The 19,133-nt window shown below is 60.2% G+C and carries 14 protein-coding genes; 8 read left to right on the top strand and 6 right to left on the bottom strand.

Going from position 1 to position 19,133, the window contains the following annotated elements; translation table 11 throughout:
- The first annotated feature begins 4 nt into the window (after window positions 1-4).
- The 6 genes from QRN46_RS07755 (at window position 5) to QRN46_RS07730 (ending at window position 5,084) form a co-directional block, all read left to right on the top strand.
- Window positions 5-667, top strand: a complete 663-nt coding sequence (locus tag QRN46_RS07755; protein WP_011334481.1) for an amino acid ABC transporter permease — start codon at window positions 5-7, stop codon at window positions 665-667.
- The gene (locus QRN46_RS07750) at window positions 664-1,461 is read left to right on the top strand and encodes an amino acid ABC transporter ATP-binding protein (RefSeq protein ID WP_011334480.1); all 798 of its coding nucleotides are present in this window, start codon (window positions 664-666) and stop codon (window positions 1,459-1,461) included. Before QRN46_RS07755 ends, QRN46_RS07750 begins: the two co-directional genes overlap by 4 nt.
- Before the next feature lie 31 nt (window positions 1,462-1,492).
- Window positions 1,493-1,882: a RidA family protein gene (locus QRN46_RS07745; protein ID WP_007912330.1), complete on the top strand. Its 390-nt coding sequence runs from the start codon at window positions 1,493-1,495 to the stop codon at window positions 1,880-1,882.
- Between the two features lie 242 nt (window positions 1,883-2,124).
- On the top strand, window positions 2,125-2,889 hold the full coding sequence (locus tag QRN46_RS07740; RefSeq protein WP_011334479.1) for an IclR family transcriptional regulator: 765 nt from the start codon (window positions 2,125-2,127) through the stop codon (window positions 2,887-2,889).
- Window positions 2,890-2,928: 39 nt separating this feature from the next.
- Complete coding sequence (locus tag QRN46_RS07735; protein WP_011334478.1) at window positions 2,929-4,149, top strand: amino acid deaminase; 1,221 nt, start codon at window positions 2,929-2,931, stop codon at window positions 4,147-4,149.
- Entirely contained in the window at window positions 4,149-5,084 is a 936-nt protein-coding gene (locus tag QRN46_RS07730) for a sugar kinase (protein WP_011334477.1), read from the top strand. Before QRN46_RS07735 ends, QRN46_RS07730 begins: the two co-directional genes overlap by 1 nt.
- 49 nt (window positions 5,085-5,133) lie before the next feature.
- On the opposite strand, the gene QRN46_RS07725 is transcribed toward QRN46_RS07730, so the two are convergent.
- Together QRN46_RS07725 and QRN46_RS07720 are read right to left on the bottom strand one after the other, a co-directional pair.
- Window positions 5,134-5,409 carry a peptidylprolyl isomerase gene (locus tag QRN46_RS07725; RefSeq protein WP_007952044.1) on the bottom strand — a complete coding sequence of 92 codons (276 nt, stop codon included), beginning with the start codon at window positions 5,407-5,409 and terminating at the stop codon, window positions 5,134-5,136.
- Window positions 5,410-5,458: 49 nt separating this feature from the next.
- On the bottom strand, window positions 5,459-7,996 hold the full coding sequence (locus QRN46_RS07720) for a PAS domain-containing hybrid sensor histidine kinase/response regulator (protein ID WP_011334476.1): 2,538 nt from the start codon (window positions 7,994-7,996) through the stop codon (window positions 5,459-5,461).
- A gap of 127 nt (window positions 7,997-8,123) precedes the next feature.
- Here QRN46_RS07720 and QRN46_RS07715 point away from each other — a divergent pair, with 127 nt between their 5' ends.
- Both QRN46_RS07715 and QRN46_RS07710 read left to right on the top strand, forming a co-directional pair.
- A complete protein-coding gene (locus tag QRN46_RS07715; protein ID WP_285354474.1) occupies window positions 8,124-9,236 on the top strand; it encodes a PilT/PilU family type 4a pilus ATPase in 1,113 nt (370 codons plus the stop codon).
- Between the two features lie 128 nt (window positions 9,237-9,364).
- The gene (locus tag QRN46_RS07710; protein ID WP_285354473.1) at window positions 9,365-13,168 is read left to right on the top strand and encodes a hypothetical protein; all 3,804 of its coding nucleotides are present in this window, start codon (window positions 9,365-9,367) and stop codon (window positions 13,166-13,168) included.
- Window positions 13,169-13,214: 46 nt separating this feature from the next.
- Here the strand turns inward: QRN46_RS07710 and QRN46_RS07705 are convergent, their stop codons facing one another.
- The 4 genes from QRN46_RS07705 to QRN46_RS07690 all read right to left on the bottom strand — a co-directional run bounded on the left by QRN46_RS07705 (window position 13,215) and on the right by QRN46_RS07690 (window position 19,094).
- A complete protein-coding gene (locus QRN46_RS07705; RefSeq protein WP_285354472.1) occupies window positions 13,215-15,170 on the bottom strand; it encodes an acetoacetate--CoA ligase in 1,956 nt (651 codons plus the stop codon).
- A 63-nt stretch (window positions 15,171-15,233) separates the two neighbouring features.
- On the bottom strand, window positions 15,234-16,007 hold the full coding sequence (hbdH, locus tag QRN46_RS07700) for a 3-hydroxybutyrate dehydrogenase (protein WP_007952053.1): 774 nt from the start codon (window positions 16,005-16,007) through the stop codon (window positions 15,234-15,236).
- Window positions 16,008-16,014: 7 nt separating this feature from the next.
- Window positions 16,015-17,406, bottom strand: coding sequence for a GntP family permease (locus QRN46_RS07695; RefSeq protein ID WP_007952055.1), 1,392 nt, complete (start codon window positions 17,404-17,406; stop codon window positions 16,015-16,017).
- Between the two features lie 272 nt (window positions 17,407-17,678).
- The gene (locus QRN46_RS07690) at window positions 17,679-19,094 is read right to left on the bottom strand and encodes a sigma-54 interaction domain-containing protein (RefSeq protein WP_285354471.1); all 1,416 of its coding nucleotides are present in this window, start codon (window positions 19,092-19,094) and stop codon (window positions 17,679-17,681) included.
- Between the last annotated feature and the right edge of the window lie 39 nt (window positions 19,095-19,133).

Below are 19,133 nucleotides of genomic sequence, written 5' to 3'. Positions count from 1 at the left end.
TGCGATGTACCAATCCCCCAGTTGGTTGCATGAGTTGTGGATTGCCCGCGAAGCCTTGTGGCAAGGGTTTCTGACCAGTGTGCAGGTGTCGGCGCTGGCCATTTTGTTCGGGACGGTCATCGGCGTATTTGCCGGGCTGGTGCTGACCTACGGCAAGTTCTGGATGCGCGCACCGTTCCGCTTTTATGTCGACCTGATTCGCGGTACGCCGGTGTTCGTGCTGGTGTTGGCGTGCTTCTACATGGCTCCGGCGCTTGGTTGGCAGATCAGCGCATTTCAGGCCGGCGCATTGGGTCTGACGCTGTTTTGCGGCTCCCACGTGGCCGAAATCGTGCGCGGCGCGTTGCAGGCGTTGCCACGCGGGCAGATGGAAGCCGGCAAGGCCATCGGCCTGACGTTCTATCAGTCCCTCGGCTACGTGCTGTTGCCTCAGGCGCTGCGGCAGATCCTGCCGACCTGGGTCAACTCGTCCACGGAAATCGTCAAGGCCTCGACCTTGCTGTCGGTGATCGGCGTGGCCGAGCTGTTGCTCAGCACCCAGCAAATCATCGCCCGGACGTTCATGACCCTGGAGTTTTACCTGTTCGCCGGTTTTCTGTTCTTCGTCATCAACTACGGCATCGAATTACTCGGCCGGCACATTGAAAAGCGGGTGGCCCTGCCATGACTCAAGCTCAAGTTTCCAACGTCCAGAACGGTCAGCCCTTGCTGGACATCCGTGGCCTGCACAAGCAATACGGCGCGGTCGAAGTGCTCAAAGGCGTCGACCTGAGCATGCAGCGCGGCAACGTGGTGACGCTGATCGGCTCCAGCGGTTCGGGCAAGACCACGCTGCTGCGCTGCGTGAACATGCTCGAGGAATTCCAGGGCGGGCAGATCCTGCTCGATGGTGAATCCATCGGTTATGACGAACTCAACGGCAAGCGCGTGCGTCACCCGGAAAAAGTCATCGCCCGTCATCGCGCGATGACCGGCATGGCGTTTCAGCAATTCAACCTGTTCCCGCATCTCACCGCGTTGCAAAACGTCACGCTCGGCCTGCTGAAAGTCAAAAAGATGCACAAGGACGAAGCCGTGGCCCTGGCCGAAAAATGGCTGGAACGGGTCGGCCTGCTGGAGCGGCGCAATCACTTTCCCGGTCAGTTGTCCGGCGGTCAGCAACAGCGCGTGGCGATTGCCCGGGCGATTGCGATGAACCCTAGCCTGATGCTGTTCGACGAAGTCACTTCGGCCCTCGATCCGGAACTGGTCGGCGAAGTGCTGAACGTGATCAAAGGCCTGGCCGAGGACGGCATGACCATGTTGCTGGTGACCCACGAAATGCGTTTTGCCTTCGAGGTCTCGGACAAGATCGTTTTCATGAATCAGGGGCGCATCGAAGAGCAGGGGCCTCCCAAGGAACTGTTCGAGCGTCCGCAATCGCCGCGGCTGGCGGAATTTCTCAAAAGCACGCGGTTCTGACTTTTCACTTTTTCAATCAGGAGAAATACCCATGAGCATTACTCGTTACGGCACCGGCAGCACCGCCGCTGGCGGCCAGCCTCGTCCATTCGCCCGCGCCGTTGAAGCCGATGGCTGGCTGCACGTTTCCGGGCAGGTGCCGGCGGTGGATGGCGAGATCATCGTGGGCGGCATCGTCGAGCAGACGCACCAGACCATGAAGAACCTGATCGCGATTCTCGAAGAGGCCGGTTATGGCCTGGAAGATGTAGTGCGCGCCGGCGTGTGGCTGGACGATCCGCGGGATTTCAGCAGTTTCAACAAGGTCTTCGGCGAATACTTCAAGCCTGAACACGCACCGGCCCGAGCCTGCGTACAGGCGAGCATGATGGTCGACTGCAAGGTCGAGATCGACTGCATTGCGTACAAGAAGAAGGCTTGAGAGGTGTGGCGTTGCTGAGCCCATAGCCCCCTCACCCTGGCCCTCTCCCCCAGGAGAGGGGACTGATTTCCATCGATGCAGATTGTTGTGTCAGACGACGGCATTTGCATCGATGCGATCAGGCTCCCTCTCCCTCCGGGCGGTCCGACGTTTCGGGAGGGCGGGGGGTGAGGGCTGCGATCCAACTGACACAACGCCAAGGGGCAGTTACCATCCCGGCATCTTTTAAGGGAACCACTGAAATGACCGAAGACACCATCAAGCGCCGGGCACGCGGTCTGGACCGGGCGTTCGATATCCTCGATTTCCTCAAGGAAATCGGCCAGCCACTGCGCCCGAACGATATCGCCAACGGTATCGGCAGCCCGAAATCCACGGTCTACGAACTGGTGGCGTCATTGCTCGAACGTCGGATTCTGGAGCCGGTGGGCAAGGACGGTCACGTCTATCTCGGTCGTCAGCTGTACTTCCTCGGCCAGGCGCACTTGCGGCATTTCGACCTCAGTCGCGAGGCCGATCACGCCTTGCAGGAGATCGTCAGCCAGACCCGGGAAACCGCGCAGATGTGCCTGCTCAACGGGCGCAAATACACGGTGGCGCTGATGAAGGAGGGCGAGCGGCATTTCCGCATTTCTTCCGATATCGGCGAAAACGCGCCGATCCCGTGGACCGCCTCGGGACGCCTGCTGCTGGCGCACTTGAGTGACCAGCAGATCAGCGACTTGATCGACCCCGACGACTTCATCCTGCCGGATGGCGAACGTCTGCCGATGGAGACGTTTCTGGCGGAAATCCGTCAGGCCGGCATCGACGGTTTCTTCTCCTTCGACAGTGTCGCCGACACCTTTACCCACTGCTTCGCCGCCCCGGTGAAAGACCCTCAAGGCGTTGCCATCTGCACCCTGTGCATCGTCGCCCCGCGTGCCGATGCCAAGAACAATTACAACGACTATCGCCGGGTCTTGATCGAGAGCGCCAACAGCCTCGCCCGGCGAATCAACGAATAACCGCGCCTGCCTGCGGGCGCGACTGTGAGGAGTTCGACCATGACGACTGCCAACAACACTGCTGCCGTGGAAAAGGGCGATGCTGCCCTCGGCGCGCAACTGGTGCGTGACATCAGCCTGCCGGCGCTGGTGCTGCACCGTGAAGCGCTGGAACACAACATCCGCTGGATGCAGAAGTTCGTCAGCGACAGCGGCGCCGAACTCGCGCCCCACGGCAAGACCAGCATGACCCCGGCGCTGTTTCGTCGTCAGCTCGACGCCGGCGCGTGGGGCATCACCCTGGCCAGCGCCACCCAGACCCGAGCTGCTTACGCCCACGGCGTGCGCCGGGTGTTGATGGCCAACCAACTGGTCGGTACGCCGAACATGGCGCTGATTGCCGATCTGCTGGCGGCCGATTCCGGCTTCGATTTCTATTGCATGGTCGATCACCCGGACAACGTCGCCGATCTGGGCGCTTATTTCGCATCGCGCGGTGTGCGTCTGAACGTGATGATCGAATACGGCGTGGTCGGCGGCCGTTGCGGTTGCCGCAGCGAGCAGGAAGTCATTGAACTGGCCAAGGCTATCGGTACGCAACCGGCGCTGGCCTTGACCGGTATCGAAGGTTACGAAGGCGTGATCCATGGCGATCACGCCGTCAGCGGCATCCGTGAATTCGCGGCTTCGCTGGTACGCCTGGCCGTGCAGTTGCAGGACAGCGGCGCATTCGCCATTGCCAAGCCGATCATCACTGCGTCGGGTTCGGCGTGGTACGACCTGATTGCCGAATCGTTCGAAGCGCAGAACGCTGGCGGGCGTTTCCTCAGCGTGCTGCGTCCCGGCAGTTACGTGGCTCACGACCATGGCATCTATAAGGAGGCGCAGTGCTGCGTGCTCGATCGTCGCAGTGACCTGCACGAAGGGCTGCGTCCGGCGCTGGAGGTCTGGGCCCACGTGCAGTCGCTGCCGGAGCCGGGCTTCGCGGTGATTGCCCTGGGCAAGCGTGACGTGGCGTTCGATGCCGGGATGCCGGTGCCGCTGCTGCGTTACAAGGCCGGCGTGCTGCCGGCGGTGGGCGACGATGTCGGCGCCTGCAAGGTGACGGCGGTGATGGACCAGCACGCGTTCATGACCGTGGCGCCGGGCGTGGAGTTGCGCGTGGGCGACATCATTTCCTTCGGCACTTCGCACCCATGCCTGACCTTCGACAAGTGGCGCGTGGGGCTGCTGGTGGACGAGCAACTGTCGGTGATCGAAACCATGGAAACCTGTTTCTGATGAGCGCGCTCAGTCCTTTGAGTCCGAACACCCCGCGCATCGCCCTGATCGGCGAATGCATGATCGAACTCCAGCAACGTGCCGACGGCAGCCTGCAACAGAGTTTTGGCGGTGACACGCTGAACACGGCGGTCTATCTGTCCCGCGCGATGGGCGGCAAGGCGCAGGTCGATTACGTCACGGCGCTGGGCGACGACAGCTTCAGCGATGCGATGTGCCGCATTTGGGCCGACGAAGGCATTGGTCTGGATCTGGTCCAGCGCTTGCCCGGTCGTTTGCCGGGCCTGTATTGCATTCAAACGGACGCTGCCGGCGAACGTCGTTTCCTTTACTGGCGCAACGAAGCCGCTGTGCGCGACTGCTTCACCACGCCGGCGTCCGCGCCGATTCTGGCGGCGCTGGCGGATTACGACGTGCTGTATTTCAGCGGTATCACGCTGGCGGTACTCGGAGCCCTGGGTCGGGAAAAACTGATCGAGACCTTGATCGAAGCCCGTCAGCGTGACGCGCGAATCGTCTTCGACAACAACTACCGCCCACGCCTGTGGGCTTCAGTGGAGGAGGCGCGAGCGGCGTATCGCAGCGTGTTGCCTCACGTCGATCTGGCATTGCTGACGGTGGACGACGAACAGGCGCTGTTCCATTTCGAAGACTGTGACGCGGTGTTTGCAGCGTACGCGCAGATCGGCACGCCGGAAGTGGTGCTCAAGCGTGGCGCCGAAGCGTGCTTGATCCGTTGTGACGGGGAAGCGTTTGAAGTCCCGGCGCAGAAGGTCGAGACAGTGGTGGACACCACGGCGGCGGGGGATTCGTTCAGTGCGGCGTATCTGGCGAGTCGCTTGTCCGGCGCAAGCCCTGTGCGGGCGGCGGAGGCGGGGCATCGCTTGGCCAGTCAGGTCATTCAAGTGCCTGGGGCGTTGATCCCCAAGGATTGATGCCGATCCCTGAAGGCGCTGCCGAAAGCCGCGCCTTCAGGGCACTGGATCAGTCGCGGTAAAACACCTGCACCAGGTGATACCCGAACTTGCTCTTGATCGGCCCATGCACGGTGCGCAGCGGTTTTTTGAAGATCACCGCATCGATCGCACCGACCATCTGCCCCGGCCGCACTTCACCCAGATCGCCGCCGCGCTTGCCGGACGGGCAGGTCGAAAATTTCTTCGCCAGCACATCGAACGCTTCACCGTTGGCGATGCGTTGCTTGAGTTTTTCAGCCTCTTCGGCGGTTTTCACCAGAATGTGGCGGGCTTGGGCTTTCATCGTGCAATACCTGTAGCGGGGTGACGGCGGGCGCGGATTATGCCTCAAGTCACGGGTTTTGGCTGATCATCGTGCGGATCTTGCCGGCCAGTTGTTCGATGGAAAACGGCTTGGCGACCATGTCCATCCCGTCCTCGAGGAAGCCCTGACGTTCGGCGGCTTTCTGCGCGTACCCGGTCATGAACAACACTTTGAGCCCCGGACGATGTTGGCGGGCGATCTCCGCCATTTGCCGGCCGTTCATGCCCGGCAGGCCGACGTCGGTCACCAGCAAGTCCACCCGCAGGTCGGATTCCAGTAGCGGCAAGGCACCCTTGGCGTCTTCGGCCTCATGGGCGCGATAACCCAGCTCCTTGAGCAGGTCCATGACCAGCATGCGCACTGCCGGATCGTCCTCGACCACCACCACGGTTTCGCCAGTGGCGACAGCCGGAGCCTCGGCAACCGCTTCGATTGCCGGCTGCTCCGCTTCCAGTGCATACAAACGCGGCAAGTACAGGCGCACGCAGGTGCCCTGGCCCGGCAGGCTGTCGAGGCTGACGTGCCCTCCCGATTGCTGGGCAAAGCCATAAATCATCGACAAGCCGAGCCCGGTGCCTTGCCCGATGGGTTTGGTCGTAAAGAACGGATCGAACGCTTTGGAACGTACTGAAGGCGTCATGCCGGTGCCGTTGTCGCTCACCGCCAGCATCAGGTAATCACCGGCCTTGACCGGTTCGAGGGTAGTGATGTCGTTGCCGTCGAGGTAGACGTTGGCCGTTTCGATCAGTAGTTCACCGCCGTCCGGCATGGCATCGCGGGCGTTGATCACCAGGTTGAGCAGGGCGTTTTCCAGTTGGCTGACATCGGTGCTGACCGGCCATACATTGTCGGCCAGGCGCAACTTGAGCTCGATCGGATCACCTTTAGTGCGGCGGATCAGGTCTTCCAGCGAGTGGATCAGTTCATTGACGTCGATAGTCTTGCGATCCAGCGACTGACGCCGGGAGAACGCCAGCAGACGGTGGGTCAATGCCGCCGCGCGGTTGGCCGAAGACACCGCCGCGTCGGTGAAACGGCCGATCTCATCGGCGCGGCCACTGGCGATGTAGCGTTGCATCAGGTCGAGGCTGCCGATGATGCCGGTCAGCATGTTGTTGAAGTCGTGGGCGATGCCGCCGGTGAGCTGGCCGACCGCTTCCATTTTCTGTGCGTGACGCAGAGCGTCTTCGGCGCGCTCGCGTTCGAACATTTCGTTCTGCAAACGCTGGTTGGCCTGGGCCAGTTGTTCGGTGCGCGCACTCACACGCTCCTCAAGGGTTTCATTGAGGTTGCGCAGGGCTTCTTCGGTCTTTTTGCGTTCGGTTTCGTCGATCACGAAGATGTAGAAACCGTTCACTGCACCGTCCGCACCGTGGCGCGGCAGGTAATTCATCAAGGCATGCCGCTGGCTGCCGTCGCGGTGCGGCGTGTACAGGCTGAACGAGCAGGGGCGACCGGCGAGTGCTTCGGCGATGTAAGGTGCCCGCAGGAAATAGGCCTCTTCGCCGATCACCTCGCGGATCGTGCGACCGTACAGCTCCTGCGGCGTGAGCCCGTACCAGTCGAGGTACGCGGCGTTGTTCAGGCGAAAGCGTTCCTCGTGGTCGACATAACTGATCAGGATCGGCATGGCGTTGATGATCAGTTGCAGCTCGGTCTGACTTTGCCGCAATGCCTGTTCGGTGTGCTTGCGTTCGGTCAGATCCAGCGCAGCGCCGAGAAAGCGCGTCGGCCGACCATGATGATCCTTGTAGCAACGCCCGCGGGCGAACACCCAGCGCAGTTCGCCGTTGGCCTGCAGCAGGCGGTATTCCTCGGCGTATTCGGTGCCGTGGGTAATGCAATGCTTGATACTGCGGGCGATCATTGCGCGGTCTTCGGGGTGCACGCCGTGCAGATACTCGCTGATCGGCAACTGACCGGCCAGCGCCGGATCGACACCGTGCAACTGGGCGAAATGCGCGTCGGCAATGAAGCGGTCTTCGCCGATGTCCCAATCCCAGGTGCCGACCGCATCGGTGGCTGCCAGCGCCAGTTGCAGGCGCTCTTCGCTTTCGCGCTGGGCCTTGAGGCTGTTTTCGGAGCGCTGTTGCAGTTCCAGGGCAATGCGTCGGCGTTCGTTGGTTTCGATGGCGGTGACCAAAATTCCGGCCACCTGCGCGCTTTCGTCACGGATCGGGCTGTAGGTCAGGTCAAGCCAGAAGTCGGACTCCTGGCCGTCCCGTTGCAGGGTGAAGCGTCGTTCGCTGTAGGTTCGCACCTGGCCCTGTAGGACGGCGCTGTAAATAGGGTCGGTAAAGTCTCGAAGTTCCGGCCATATCTGGTGCGCTGGTTGTCCGAAAGCGTGCGGATGCTTGTTGCCGGCCAGCAGCGCGAAGCCGTCGTTGTAGATCTGGGTCAATTGCGGGCCCCACAACAGCAGCATCGGCATCGGCGAGTGAAGCACGATGTCCACCGCGGTGCGCAGGCTCTGAGGCCAGGTGCCGGCGGCGCCCAGCGGGCTGCGGCTCCAGTCGGTTCGGGCGATCAATGTCTGGGCGTCGTTGGTGTTCGGTACAGCGTTCATCACATCAATCCTGGGCGTCGGTCGGTGAGGCGGCGTCTATTATGCTAGAGCGGTAGACGCTGTAAGGCCCGTCGCGTCACGACGCACGGTCTTAAGTCCATTGAAAGCTTCGCAGGTGCTTTTGGCCATGGAAATCGACGCATTGCTCAAACAACTGGCGAGCCGCCACGGTTCGGATCTGTTCCTGTCCACGGGCGCACCGCCGAGTGCGCGGTTCGACGGGGTGCTCACGCCCTTGAACGATCAGCCCTTCAAGCCCGGCGAAGTGGCGACTGTCGCCACCTCCCTGATGGACGCCGAGCAGCGCCGGGAGTTCGACCGGGATCTGGAAATGGACCTGGCGATTTCCCGCACCGGCATCGGCCGCTTCCGGGTCAATATATTCAAACAGCGCAACGATGTGTCAATCGTGATCCGTAACGTCAAACTCGACATTCCGCGATTCGAAGACCTCAAATTGCCAGCGGTATTGCTGGAAACGGTGATGCTCAAACAGGGGCTGATCCTGTTTGTCGGTGCTACGGACTCGGGCAAGTCGACCTCGCTGGCGGCATTGATCGATCATCGCAATCGCCATAGCAGCGGGCACATCATCACCATTGAAGACCCGGTGGAATACATCCATCGCCACAAGAAATCGATCATCAACCAGCGCGAAGTCGGGGTCGATACCCGCAGCTTTCACGCTGCACTGAAAAACACCCTGCGCCAGGCTCCGGACGTGGTGCTGATCGGCGAGATCCGTGACCGCGAGACCATGGAGCATGCGCTGGCCTTCGCCGAAACCGGGCATCTGGTGCTGTCGACATTGCACGCCAACAACGCCAATCAGGCGCTGGACCGGATCATCAATTTCTTTCCCGAAGAGCGTCGCCCGCAATTGCTGCACAGTTTAGGCAATCATTTGAAGGCCTTCGTTTCCCAACGTCTGGTACGCACGCTTGATGGCCAGCGACGGGCGGCAGTGGAAGTCATGTTGGGGTCGCCCACCATTGCCGACCTCATTCGTCGCAATGAACTGGGCGAGTTGAAAGTCATCATGGAAAAATCCACAGAGCTGGGCATGCAGACTTTCGATGACGCACTTTACAAGTTGGTGGCTGAAGGTGTTTTAAGTGTGCAGGAGGCACTTAAACATGCGGACTCAATCAATAATTTGAAGTTGAAGTTGAAGTGGAAGTTGGAGCGCCAAGGCGAGACGCCCACTTCAAGTTCGGGTGAATGGGGGCTGGCTGATTGAAGGGGTTGATTTCAGCCTCGGTTTGTTTGATTGAAATGTTGTCTCATGAATAACGACTGGAAAGTTTGTTGGGTGGAAGTAGGATCGCCTCCGCCAAGCAGGCATACATTGTTATTCATGAGGGAACTATGAGCTATAAAGCGAACGAGAAATTTTTCAAGTATGCAGCCGGTATAGACACGCAACAGCGCCTCGATGCTGATGCATTAGAGCGCAATCTGGTATTGGCGGAACTTAAGTTGAGTCTGGCGAACAGTGCGACAGACCAGAAAATTCTGGGATGGGACTACCAGATCGAATTGCAAAAGAACTCTTCTCTGGATTTGATTCATGCGCCTGGCAAGGCGCTCTTGAGTAGCTTGACCCAAACAGTTGCCATGCAAAGTCTGTTGCTGGGCCTGACGCAGCAGGACCGGCCGCCGATTTGCGTTGCTCAGTCGGGAAAAATGGAAGTATTCGCTCCAGATGGCTGGATTGATTTCAAGGATCACAAGAATCGCGAAGGGTTGGGATTTGATCAGTCGGTGTTGTCGCTGATAACGGATATCGCCAAGGAATCGGGTGGGTATGTATGGACAGACAACGAAATTACCGTGGAACAATGGCTGGGGTTTCATGGCTATGATGTGCCCACTACGGCCGCTCAGCTGAATAATCTGATTGCTTACTTCGAGTTCGATTTTCCGGAAGTTGATGAACTTGGGAACTATAGCGGACAACTCGTCGTGGACGATAAATCATTCATTACGTTGTCTTCCGAACAATGCCTGGCGATCAAAAACGTCACGTCTCAGCAATTACCCAGTCAATCCAGGTTGCTGGACAGTTTGATGTCGGGTTCCCGGATCGGGGTCGCAGTGCATGACAATGCCGCGGTGTTGTTAAAACAAGTCATTGGCCATTCGATATCGCAGGACTGGGCGCGCTCATGCCTGCAGCGGTTGGGCTGGTATGGCTCGCAGGCGGGGCAGACGATGTCCGAGTCGCAACTTGACCAGTTGTTGGTGACCGCGCTGTTGCTGGATATCAATCCATTTATCGGCAAGCCGCAGAACAGAAAGTCTATCGGCAGTTACGAGATGTACTCGTCACGTTATCTCGGCAGGCCGGCATCGGTTGTCCTGGAGGGATTGCGTGATCATATGGTGAACAATCAATGGGTCAGGCACGATTCGGCACCGCTGGCGATTCATTTGTGTCTGGCACAGGTTGCCCCTGAATTCATTGTCAGGCAGGTTCCGACCTCCATCACGATCGGATCGCTCGAGTGGGTGGCTTTCTGTCGGGGTGTCGCTTTGGTCGAAGCAGTCGTTCAAGGCGCTGCGCGCGTGATGACTTATGCGCAGATCATGGCGTATGCGCAGCTGGAGCCAGTCAGTCAGGCGCTGGCCGATGTGCATACGCTGGCATTGATCGATCCGATCGTGGACTGGGCGTTGATCAACGCAGTCGTCACTGAAACCGAGCTGAAGCAGGACGAGCAGGCGACAACGCAGCGGGCCATCGTCGCCTATCAGCAATACGTGGCGAATTTCTCTCAGGTCAGCATTGCCTATTCCACGCCACTGCCTGACCGCAGGGCCATCGCCAGGGCAGCGCTGGAGCCTGCCACCCCGGGTTGCGACTTTCTGGAAAAGCCGCGGCTCAATCAGCGTCCTGGACTTGGGGCGTCTCCGACCACCATGTCGATGATCGACCTGCACATGTCCGGCGACCTCACAACACAGCAGTGGAACTTTCGCCCTGTCTTTCCAGACAGCAAGGCGCCTGATCTGCTATCCCAGATCACCGGCAGCAGACCTGCACTTCACGATCCATCGGTCGTGAGCATTTACCGTCGCTATCCACAACTGTTGCGGTTGGTAGATAACAATGTCGAATTCATCCGTCAGCTGCGCAGTCATCTGGACCAGTTGAACGAAGCCCTGGCCACAACCCTCAAGCTGGCGCTGTCGCGGATGTCCTATTTCGACCTGCAGGATGTGCTGCGCGGTGAATTGACGTTTCTGACCGTACGTGACTCTGCCGTCATCACTCGTACCACTCCAATAGGCGGGCCGTTGACCCGAGAAGAGCCCGTCGAGAGCCAGGCCGGAAAGGATGCCGCGACGGGACGGTTCGGTGTTGTCATGTGTGCCACCCATGGCGGCAAAACGAGTTGCTACGAAGTGTTCACCCTGCGAGGTGAAATCCACCGTAACGATGAACTGGCCAGGCTGATCGTCAGCAGTGGCAAGCTCCAGGCCCCGGCCCGGGTGGATTTCAAGGGCGATCTGAAGACCCATGTAGCACCGACTCCCAAACAGCGGTTGCCGATCAATATCAAGTGCTACATCGAAGGCGTGGCGAATGATTTCAAAGTCACGCGCAGCGAAGCGATTATCGACAAGTTGATTGTGTTGTCTGCACCGACAACGCCTTCGAAACCGAAAAACAGCGAGTACCAGAATTTCTCTGACCCGCGGATCGAGCAGATTTCGGCTCTTGTCGTGTCGCGGCATCCGTTGATGACCTTTGAGCAACTGCGGGCGGCCGCTACTGTGCCCACGGAACTCGAACGTGAGCGGGCAAAGGGTGAAGTGGTGGCGACCTACATCGTGGATCTCGCCGTGCCATTCAAACGCTGCATTCAGGACCTCAGTTCCGGCGAACACAATCTGGTGGTCGACGGCCTCTACGGTTGCGCCATGGATGCCATTGCACTAGTGGGCACCGTTGCGGGTGTTGCCAGCAAAACAGCTTCGATCGTGTCAAAGGCTTCCTCGCTGACCACCAGACTGGGGCACCTCGCCAAGCTGGCAATTGCCACCGGGATTGCCATTTTCAACCCGCTGGATGACCTGCCTTCAGTCGTGCGCGGCACGGGCAAGCTGGTCTATAAGGGCGGGATGCGTTTGAGTCGGCAGACTCAGGAAATCATTGCACTGGCCAAATCACAGATGAGTCATATCAAAGGCACTCACAAATCCGGGCGACTGCTCGGTACCCGTCACAACGCGATCGTCGGACAAGGCACCTGGCGCCCGAAAGCGGTCAGTGCCGACACCCTGACCGTCCTGGCTGCACGCGAAGACTTCCATTGGTACGCACTTGATCGCACGGGCAAGGCCTGGGGGCCAAAGCTGAGCCATTTCGCGATCGATTCCCCTTTCAGGGTGAGCCAATTCCATAAAACACTGCCGATCAGTTACACCCGGGCCGTCATCGAGAACAGCTTGCCGAAGGCCAAGGCGAAGATCGAACAGGCGATCAAGGCCCTTGGCGATCATGATTTCACCAAGGAACGGGATTTCATCATCAAGGCCTTTCTAGGCAGCAATACCTCGGATGCCAAGGACCGGTTGTTGAAATACCTGAAGCTGATCCGCACGGACTTCGCCGGTTTTTCCCTGAGCAATCTGATCCTTGACCCGTACAAGGACAACGGCAATATCGCCTCCTTCAATCCGCAGTTGTACCGGCAATGGATCGCCGCCAGCGCCAACGAGCGACCCAAGGTGATGTTCATGGAAATCTATACGCGCAATCTGAACGCTCATTTCATCGGGCACGCTTACAACCACGCTGTAGTGGCGGATGACCTGATTCACGAGATGCTGCACGGTGCAGCGCAGACTGAAGATGTCAGCTACGCCAGCGATACTGCAAAGAGTGGCGGCACTGACCAGATGCTGAACGTTGCGTCGCTGCTCAATCTTGCCAGCGGCAGACTTGCCACGGATGAGGACGGCGCCACGACGCAATACCACTCGGCAGCCAAGGCCGTTGAAAACGCCGACTCACTGGCCCTGGTCATCTCGTTGCTTGGTCAGTACTACACCGACAAACCGGAATTCGAGCGCAACTTCCACACGCTTGAAGCCTGTCTCGCGACCCGTCGCACCGGTGCGATTGCCGACCCGGTGGTGCTGACCCTGAACCGACCTGAATAATCCGTCTGCATTACAGAACGGCGCTCCTGGCACAGGAGCGCTGTTGTCAGCTGTTCAATTCCGGTCGATCGCGAAACTGCTCGAGCGCTTGCGGATTGGCCAGCGCATCGGTGTTTTTCACCGGTTCACCGTGCACCACATTGCGCACGGCCAGCTCCACCACTTTGCCGCTGATGGTGCGCGGAATGTCGGTGACCGCGACGATCTTCGCCGGCACATGGCGCGGTGTGGTGTTGGCACGGATCACCTGGCGGATCTGCTGTTGCAGCGTGTCATCCAGCGTTACGCCGTCCTTGAGGTGCACGAACAGCACCACGCGCACATCGTCCTGCCACTGTTGGCCGATGGCGACGCTGTCCAGCACTTGCGGGACTTTCTCCACCTGACGGTAGATTTCCGCCGTGCCGATGCGCACGCCGCCGGGGTTGAGCACGGCGTCGGAGCGGCCGTGAATCAGCATCCCGCCGTGGGGCAGTTGTTCGGCGTAGTCACCCTGGGCCCAGACGCCGGGGAACTGGCTGAAATAGGATTTGCGCAGTTTCTCGCCATCGGGATCGTTCCAGAGTCCGATAGGCACCGCCGGAAATGACCGGGTACACACCAGTTCGCCTTTTTCGCCAACGACCGGTTGCCCGGCGTCGTTCCACACTTCCACCGCCATGGCCAGGCTCTTGCCCATGATTTCGCCCCGGCGGACTGCTGACATCGGGTTGCCGTTGACGAAGCAGGACACGATGTCCGTACCGCCGGACATCGAGGACAAGCACACATCCGGTTTGAAGTCGCGATAGACGAAGTCATAACTCTGCGGTGACAGTGCGGAGCCGGTGCAAAGCAGGGTTCTCAGGTGGCTCAGGTCGTAGCTTTCGCGCGGTTTGATGCCGCTGCTTTCCAGGGTCGCGAGGAATTTCGGGCTGGTGCCGAACACGCTGACCTGTTCGTCGTCCAGCAGCTCCAGCAAGCGCTCGTTGTCCGGATAAAACGGTGAACCGTCATACAGCACCACCGCGCTGCCGACCGCCAGTGCCGAGACCAGCCAGTTCCACATCATCCAGCCGCAGGTGGTGTAGTAGAACAAACGGTCGCCGGGTCCGAGGTCAACATGCAGCCCGTGCTCCTTGACGTGTTGCAGCAGCACGCCGCCGGTGCTGTGCACGATGCACTTCGGCACGCCGGTGGTGCCGCTGGAATACAGCACGTACAGCGGATGATCGAACGGCACCGGGACGAATTGCGGCTCATCGCCCGGTTCGTAGAAGTCGTCCCACAGCGTGACGTTGGCGGGTGTCCGGTAATCCGTGGCATGGGCTTGAGGTCGCGCGTAGGGCACGATGATCAGCTGTTGCAGTGACGGCAGCTGTTCGAGGATTTCATTGACCTTGACGGTCTGGTCGATCTCCTTGCCAGCGTAACGGTAGCCGGCGCAGGTGATCAGCACCTTCGGTTCGATCTGGCCGAAGCGGTCGATCACGCCGTGGGTGCCGAAGTCCGGCGAGGAGCATGACCAGATTGCCCCGAGACTGGTGGTCGCGAGCATCGCCACCAGGGTTTGCCAGGTATTGGGCATGCAGGCCGCAACCCGGTCGCCAACCACCACGCCGGCCGCTTGCAGGCTGGCCTGGAACCCGGCGACCTGCTGGGCCAGTTCGGCCCAGGTCAGCAGTTCACGCTGGCCGTTTTCCCCGATAGCGATGACAGCGATGGCATCGTCGCGTCGGCTCAACAGATGCTCGGCGAAGTTCAGGGTGGCGCCGGGAAACCACTCGGCACCCGGCATTTTCAGACCTCCGCGCAGAACGGCGTCCGGTTGGGTGTGAAAACTGATGTCGAAGAAATCCACGATCGCTTGCCAGAACGCTTCGCGCTGGTCGATGGACCATTGATGCAGGGCCGGGTAGTCGTCGAGCTTCAGGTGGTGGCGCTGATTGATGAAGCGCCGAAAGCCGTCCATGCGGGACCGGGCAATGCGTTTCGCATCGGGCTGCCAGAGAATGTCGGACATGGTTTGCCTCTTATTGTTGGTCAGAAGGCTCCCACGACAGCGTGGGAGCGATCATTTGCAAGCTTACTGCGCCAGCCACCCGCCATCGATATTCCACGCGGCGCCACGCACCTGACTGCCGGCCTCGCTGCACAGGAACAGCACCAGTTCACCCAGATGCGCCGGCGTGACGAACTCCAACGACGGCTGCTTTTCGGCCAGCAGATCGTGTTGCGCCTGCTGCGGGTCGACGCCCTTGGCTGCGCGATCATCGATCTGCTTCTGCACCAGCGGCGTCAGCACCCAGCCCGGGCAGATGGCGTTGCAGGTGACGTTGCTGGCGGCGGTTTCCAGGCCGACCACTTTGGTCAGGCCGATCACCCCATGCTTGGCTGCCACGTACGCGGCTTTGCCGGTGGAACCGACCAGACCATGCACCGAGGCGATGTTGACGATTCGCCCCCAGCCCTTGGCGCGCATGCCCGGCAAACTCAGGCGAGTGCTGTGAAACACCGACGACAGGTTGATCGCGATGATCGAATCCCAGCGCTCCACCGGAAATTCTTCCACCGCCGCGACGTGCTGGATGCCGGCGTTGTTGACCAGAATGTCCACGCCGCCGAACTCGCGTTCGGCGTAGGCAATCATGTCGGCGATCTGGGCGGGATCGCTGACGTCCGCCGGGTGATGGCCGACCTTGCCGCCGAACTGCTCGACTTCGGCGATCACCTTGGAGGCGTCGCCAAAGCCGTTTAGGATCAGGTTGGCGCCAGCCTTGGCCAGCGTCAGGGCGATGCCCAGCCCGATTCCGCTGGTGGAGCCGGTAACCAGTGCGGTCTTGCCAGAAAGAGTCGTCATCAATACCTCACACAATGCCAGTAGCGTAGAAAGTGCCGATCACCACGAAAACCGCCAGGGTCTTGATCAGCGTAATACAGAAAATGTCCTTGTAGGCCTCACGGTGAGTCAGGCCAGTGACGGCGAGCAGGGTGATCACCGCGCCGTTGTGCGGCAGGGTGTCCATGCCGCCGCTGGCCATCGCGGCCACCCGATGCAGCACTTCCAGCGGAATGTTGGCGGCGTGGGCGGCGCTGATGAATTGTTCGGACATCGCTGCCAGCGCGATACTCATGCCGCCCGAAGCGGAACCGGTGATACCGGCCAGAAGGGTCACGGTGATCGCTTCGTTGACCAGCGGATTGGGAATGCTCTTGAGCCAGTCGGCCAGCACCAGGAAACCTGGCAGCGAGGCGATAACCGCACCGAAACCGTATTCCGACGCGGTATTCATCGCCGCCAGCAGTGCACCGCTGACTGCGCTTTTGCTGCCCTCGGCAAGCTTGCTTTTGATCGCTTTAAAGCCGAATGCCAGCACCATCAGGATGCCGACCAACAGGGCCGCCTGCACCGCCCAGATCGCCGTGAGTTTGGCGATCTCGGTGGTGACCGGTGCGGCCATGCCCGGCAGCGCGAGGCTGTGGGTCTTGCCATACCACTGCGGAATCCACTGGGTGAACAACAGGTTCATGATGCCCACCGCCAGCAGCGGCGACAGGGCAATCCACGGGTTGGGCAGTTTCAGGTCTTCGGCGGTTTCCGGTTCGTTGCGCAGTTCGGTGCCGTAGCCTTCACCGGCACGCTGCGCCTTGTTGCGCTGGCGCTGCAGGAACAGCATGCCGGCGCAGAACACGAAAATCGTGCCGATCACACCCAGCCATGGCGCCGCCCAGGCGGTGGTGTTGAAGAAGGTGCTGGGGATGATGTTCTGGATCTGCGGCGTGCCGGGCAGGGCGTCCATGGTGAACGAGAACGCGCCGAGGGCGATGGTCGCCGGGATCAGGCGCTTGGGGATGTTGCTCTGGCGGAACATTTCCGCTGCGAACGGGTAGACCGCGAACACCACGACGAACAGCGAAACGCCGCCGTAGGTGAGCAGGGCGCAGACCAGCACGATCACCAGCATCGCCTGGCGGGTGCCGAGCAAGCGAATCGCTGCCGCGACGATCGAGCGGGAGAAACCCGACAACTCGATCAGCTTGCCGAACACGGCGCCGAGCAGGAACACGGGAAAGTAGAGTTTGATGAAGCCGACCATTTTCTCCATGAACACCCCGGTGAAAGCAGGGGCGACGGCAGACGGGTCGGTGAGCAGGACGGCGCCGAGGGCGGCGATCGGGGCAAAAAGGATAACGCTGTAGCCACGATAGGCCGCGAGCATCAGCAGCGCGAGGGCTGCCAAGGCGATGATCACACTCATGGTGTGCTCCTTCGATTGTTATTTTTGTGGGTGGAACGGGTGTGGGGAGGGCTATAGCGAGATCTGTGCCAGATGGTTAACTTGTTGAAATAAAAGGTATTAGTTTGATTTTTGGTGATGGCTTTCGAAGTTCTGTCTCTTTTTGGAGACTTCTATGGCTGTGAGGACGCTTTCGCGGGCAAGTCCGCTCCCACAGTTGAACGCATTCCCCTGTGGGGCGGGCTTGCCCGCGATGCTTTTGATGTTGTCTTGATTTGGAGAACTTTGTCTCCTTATTGAGACTCTGCGATCCCCAGCGCAATCATTTTCTTGTAAAGCGTCGAACGGCCCAGTCCCAACCGCTCAGCCGCCTCAATCACCTTGCCCCCGCATTGCGCGAGGGTGGATTGAATCAACTGCCGGTCAAAACGCTCCCGGGCTTGACTGAAGGTCTCGTTGATTGCCGGTTCAGGCAAGGGTGCCAGCGTTCGCTCAACCGGTGTAAACGTTCCAATTGCAGAGCGAATGTCATCCGCCGTCAGCATCAAGTCATCGCTGAGCAACGCTGCCCGCTCCAGTACATTGCGCAGCTCGCGGATATTGCCTGGCCAGGCATGCTGACCCAGCAGCTCCAGCGCTTCGCGGTTCAGTTCATGTTGACTGCGCAGTTCTTCAAGAATCGCCTCACTGAGGGCCGGCAGATCGTCCAGTCGTTCACGCAGTGGCGGCACCTGAATTGGCAATACGTTGAGGCGGTAATACAAGTCGGCGCGGAATTCGCCACGCTTGATCGCCGCCTCCAGATCCGTCGAGGTCGCCGCAATCACCCGCACATCGCTCTGGATCACATCGTTGGAGCCTACAGGCTCGAATTCCTTTTCCTGCAGCACCCGCAGCAATTTGCTTTGCAGCGGCAACGGCATGTCGCCGATCTCGTCGAGAAACAGCGTCCCGCCCTGAGCAATCTGCAACTTGCCGGTGCGGCCCTTGCGGTCGGCGCCGGTGAAGGCGCCGGGCGCGGTGCCGAAGAACTCGGCTTCAAGCAGTGCTTCAGGAATCGCCGCGCTGTTGATGCTGACGAACGCCTTGTGTGCCCGAGGTGAAGCGCCGTGGATCGCTTGAGCCAGCAACTCCTTGCCGCTGCCGGTTTCGCCCAGCAACAGCACCGGCGACTCGGCACTGGCGCTGCGACGGGCACGGCGTTTGACTTCCAGGCTCGCAGCACTGGTGCCGATGAAGTGGGCGAAGTTGTATTTGGTCTGCCTTGCACGCAGCAGCGAACGGGTCGAGGCCAGTTCTTCCTGCATGCTCAGGTAGCGCTTGAGCATCGGCGACAGCGTGCGCAGTTCGTCGAACAGGGCAAAACCGATGGCGCCGATCACCGCTCCGGCGTCGTCATGGATCGGCAGGCGCATCACCACCAGCGGTTCTTTCGGGGTGTCCTGCATGTCCAGCAGAATCGGCCGCCCGGTGCGCACCACTTCACGCAACAGGCTGCCGGGGATCACGCTTTCGCAAGGCTTGCCGATGGCCCCGGCGGCGGAGTCGAGCCCGAAGCGCCGAGCGTAGCGCTCGTTCATCCAGACGATGTTCGCGTCGCGGTCGACAATCACCGTGCCTTCACTGGATTGCTCGATGATCTCGAACAACGAACGGATCGCCAGGGTGCGAACCCGTTGGTAATCCTTGAGGCTTTCGGTGGTGTTCATGGCGGCGTCCATTGGCGGAAGTCAGGTGGCGCGATTATG

It is taken from the genome of Pseudomonas sp. lyk4-R2A-10 (assembly GCF_030209075.1).
GTDB lineage: Bacteria > Pseudomonadota > Gammaproteobacteria > Pseudomonadales > Pseudomonadaceae > Aquipseudomonas > Aquipseudomonas glycinae.
The sequence above is the reverse complement of the archived record's forward strand: the minus strand, read 5'-3'. Positions and strand labels throughout refer to the sequence as shown.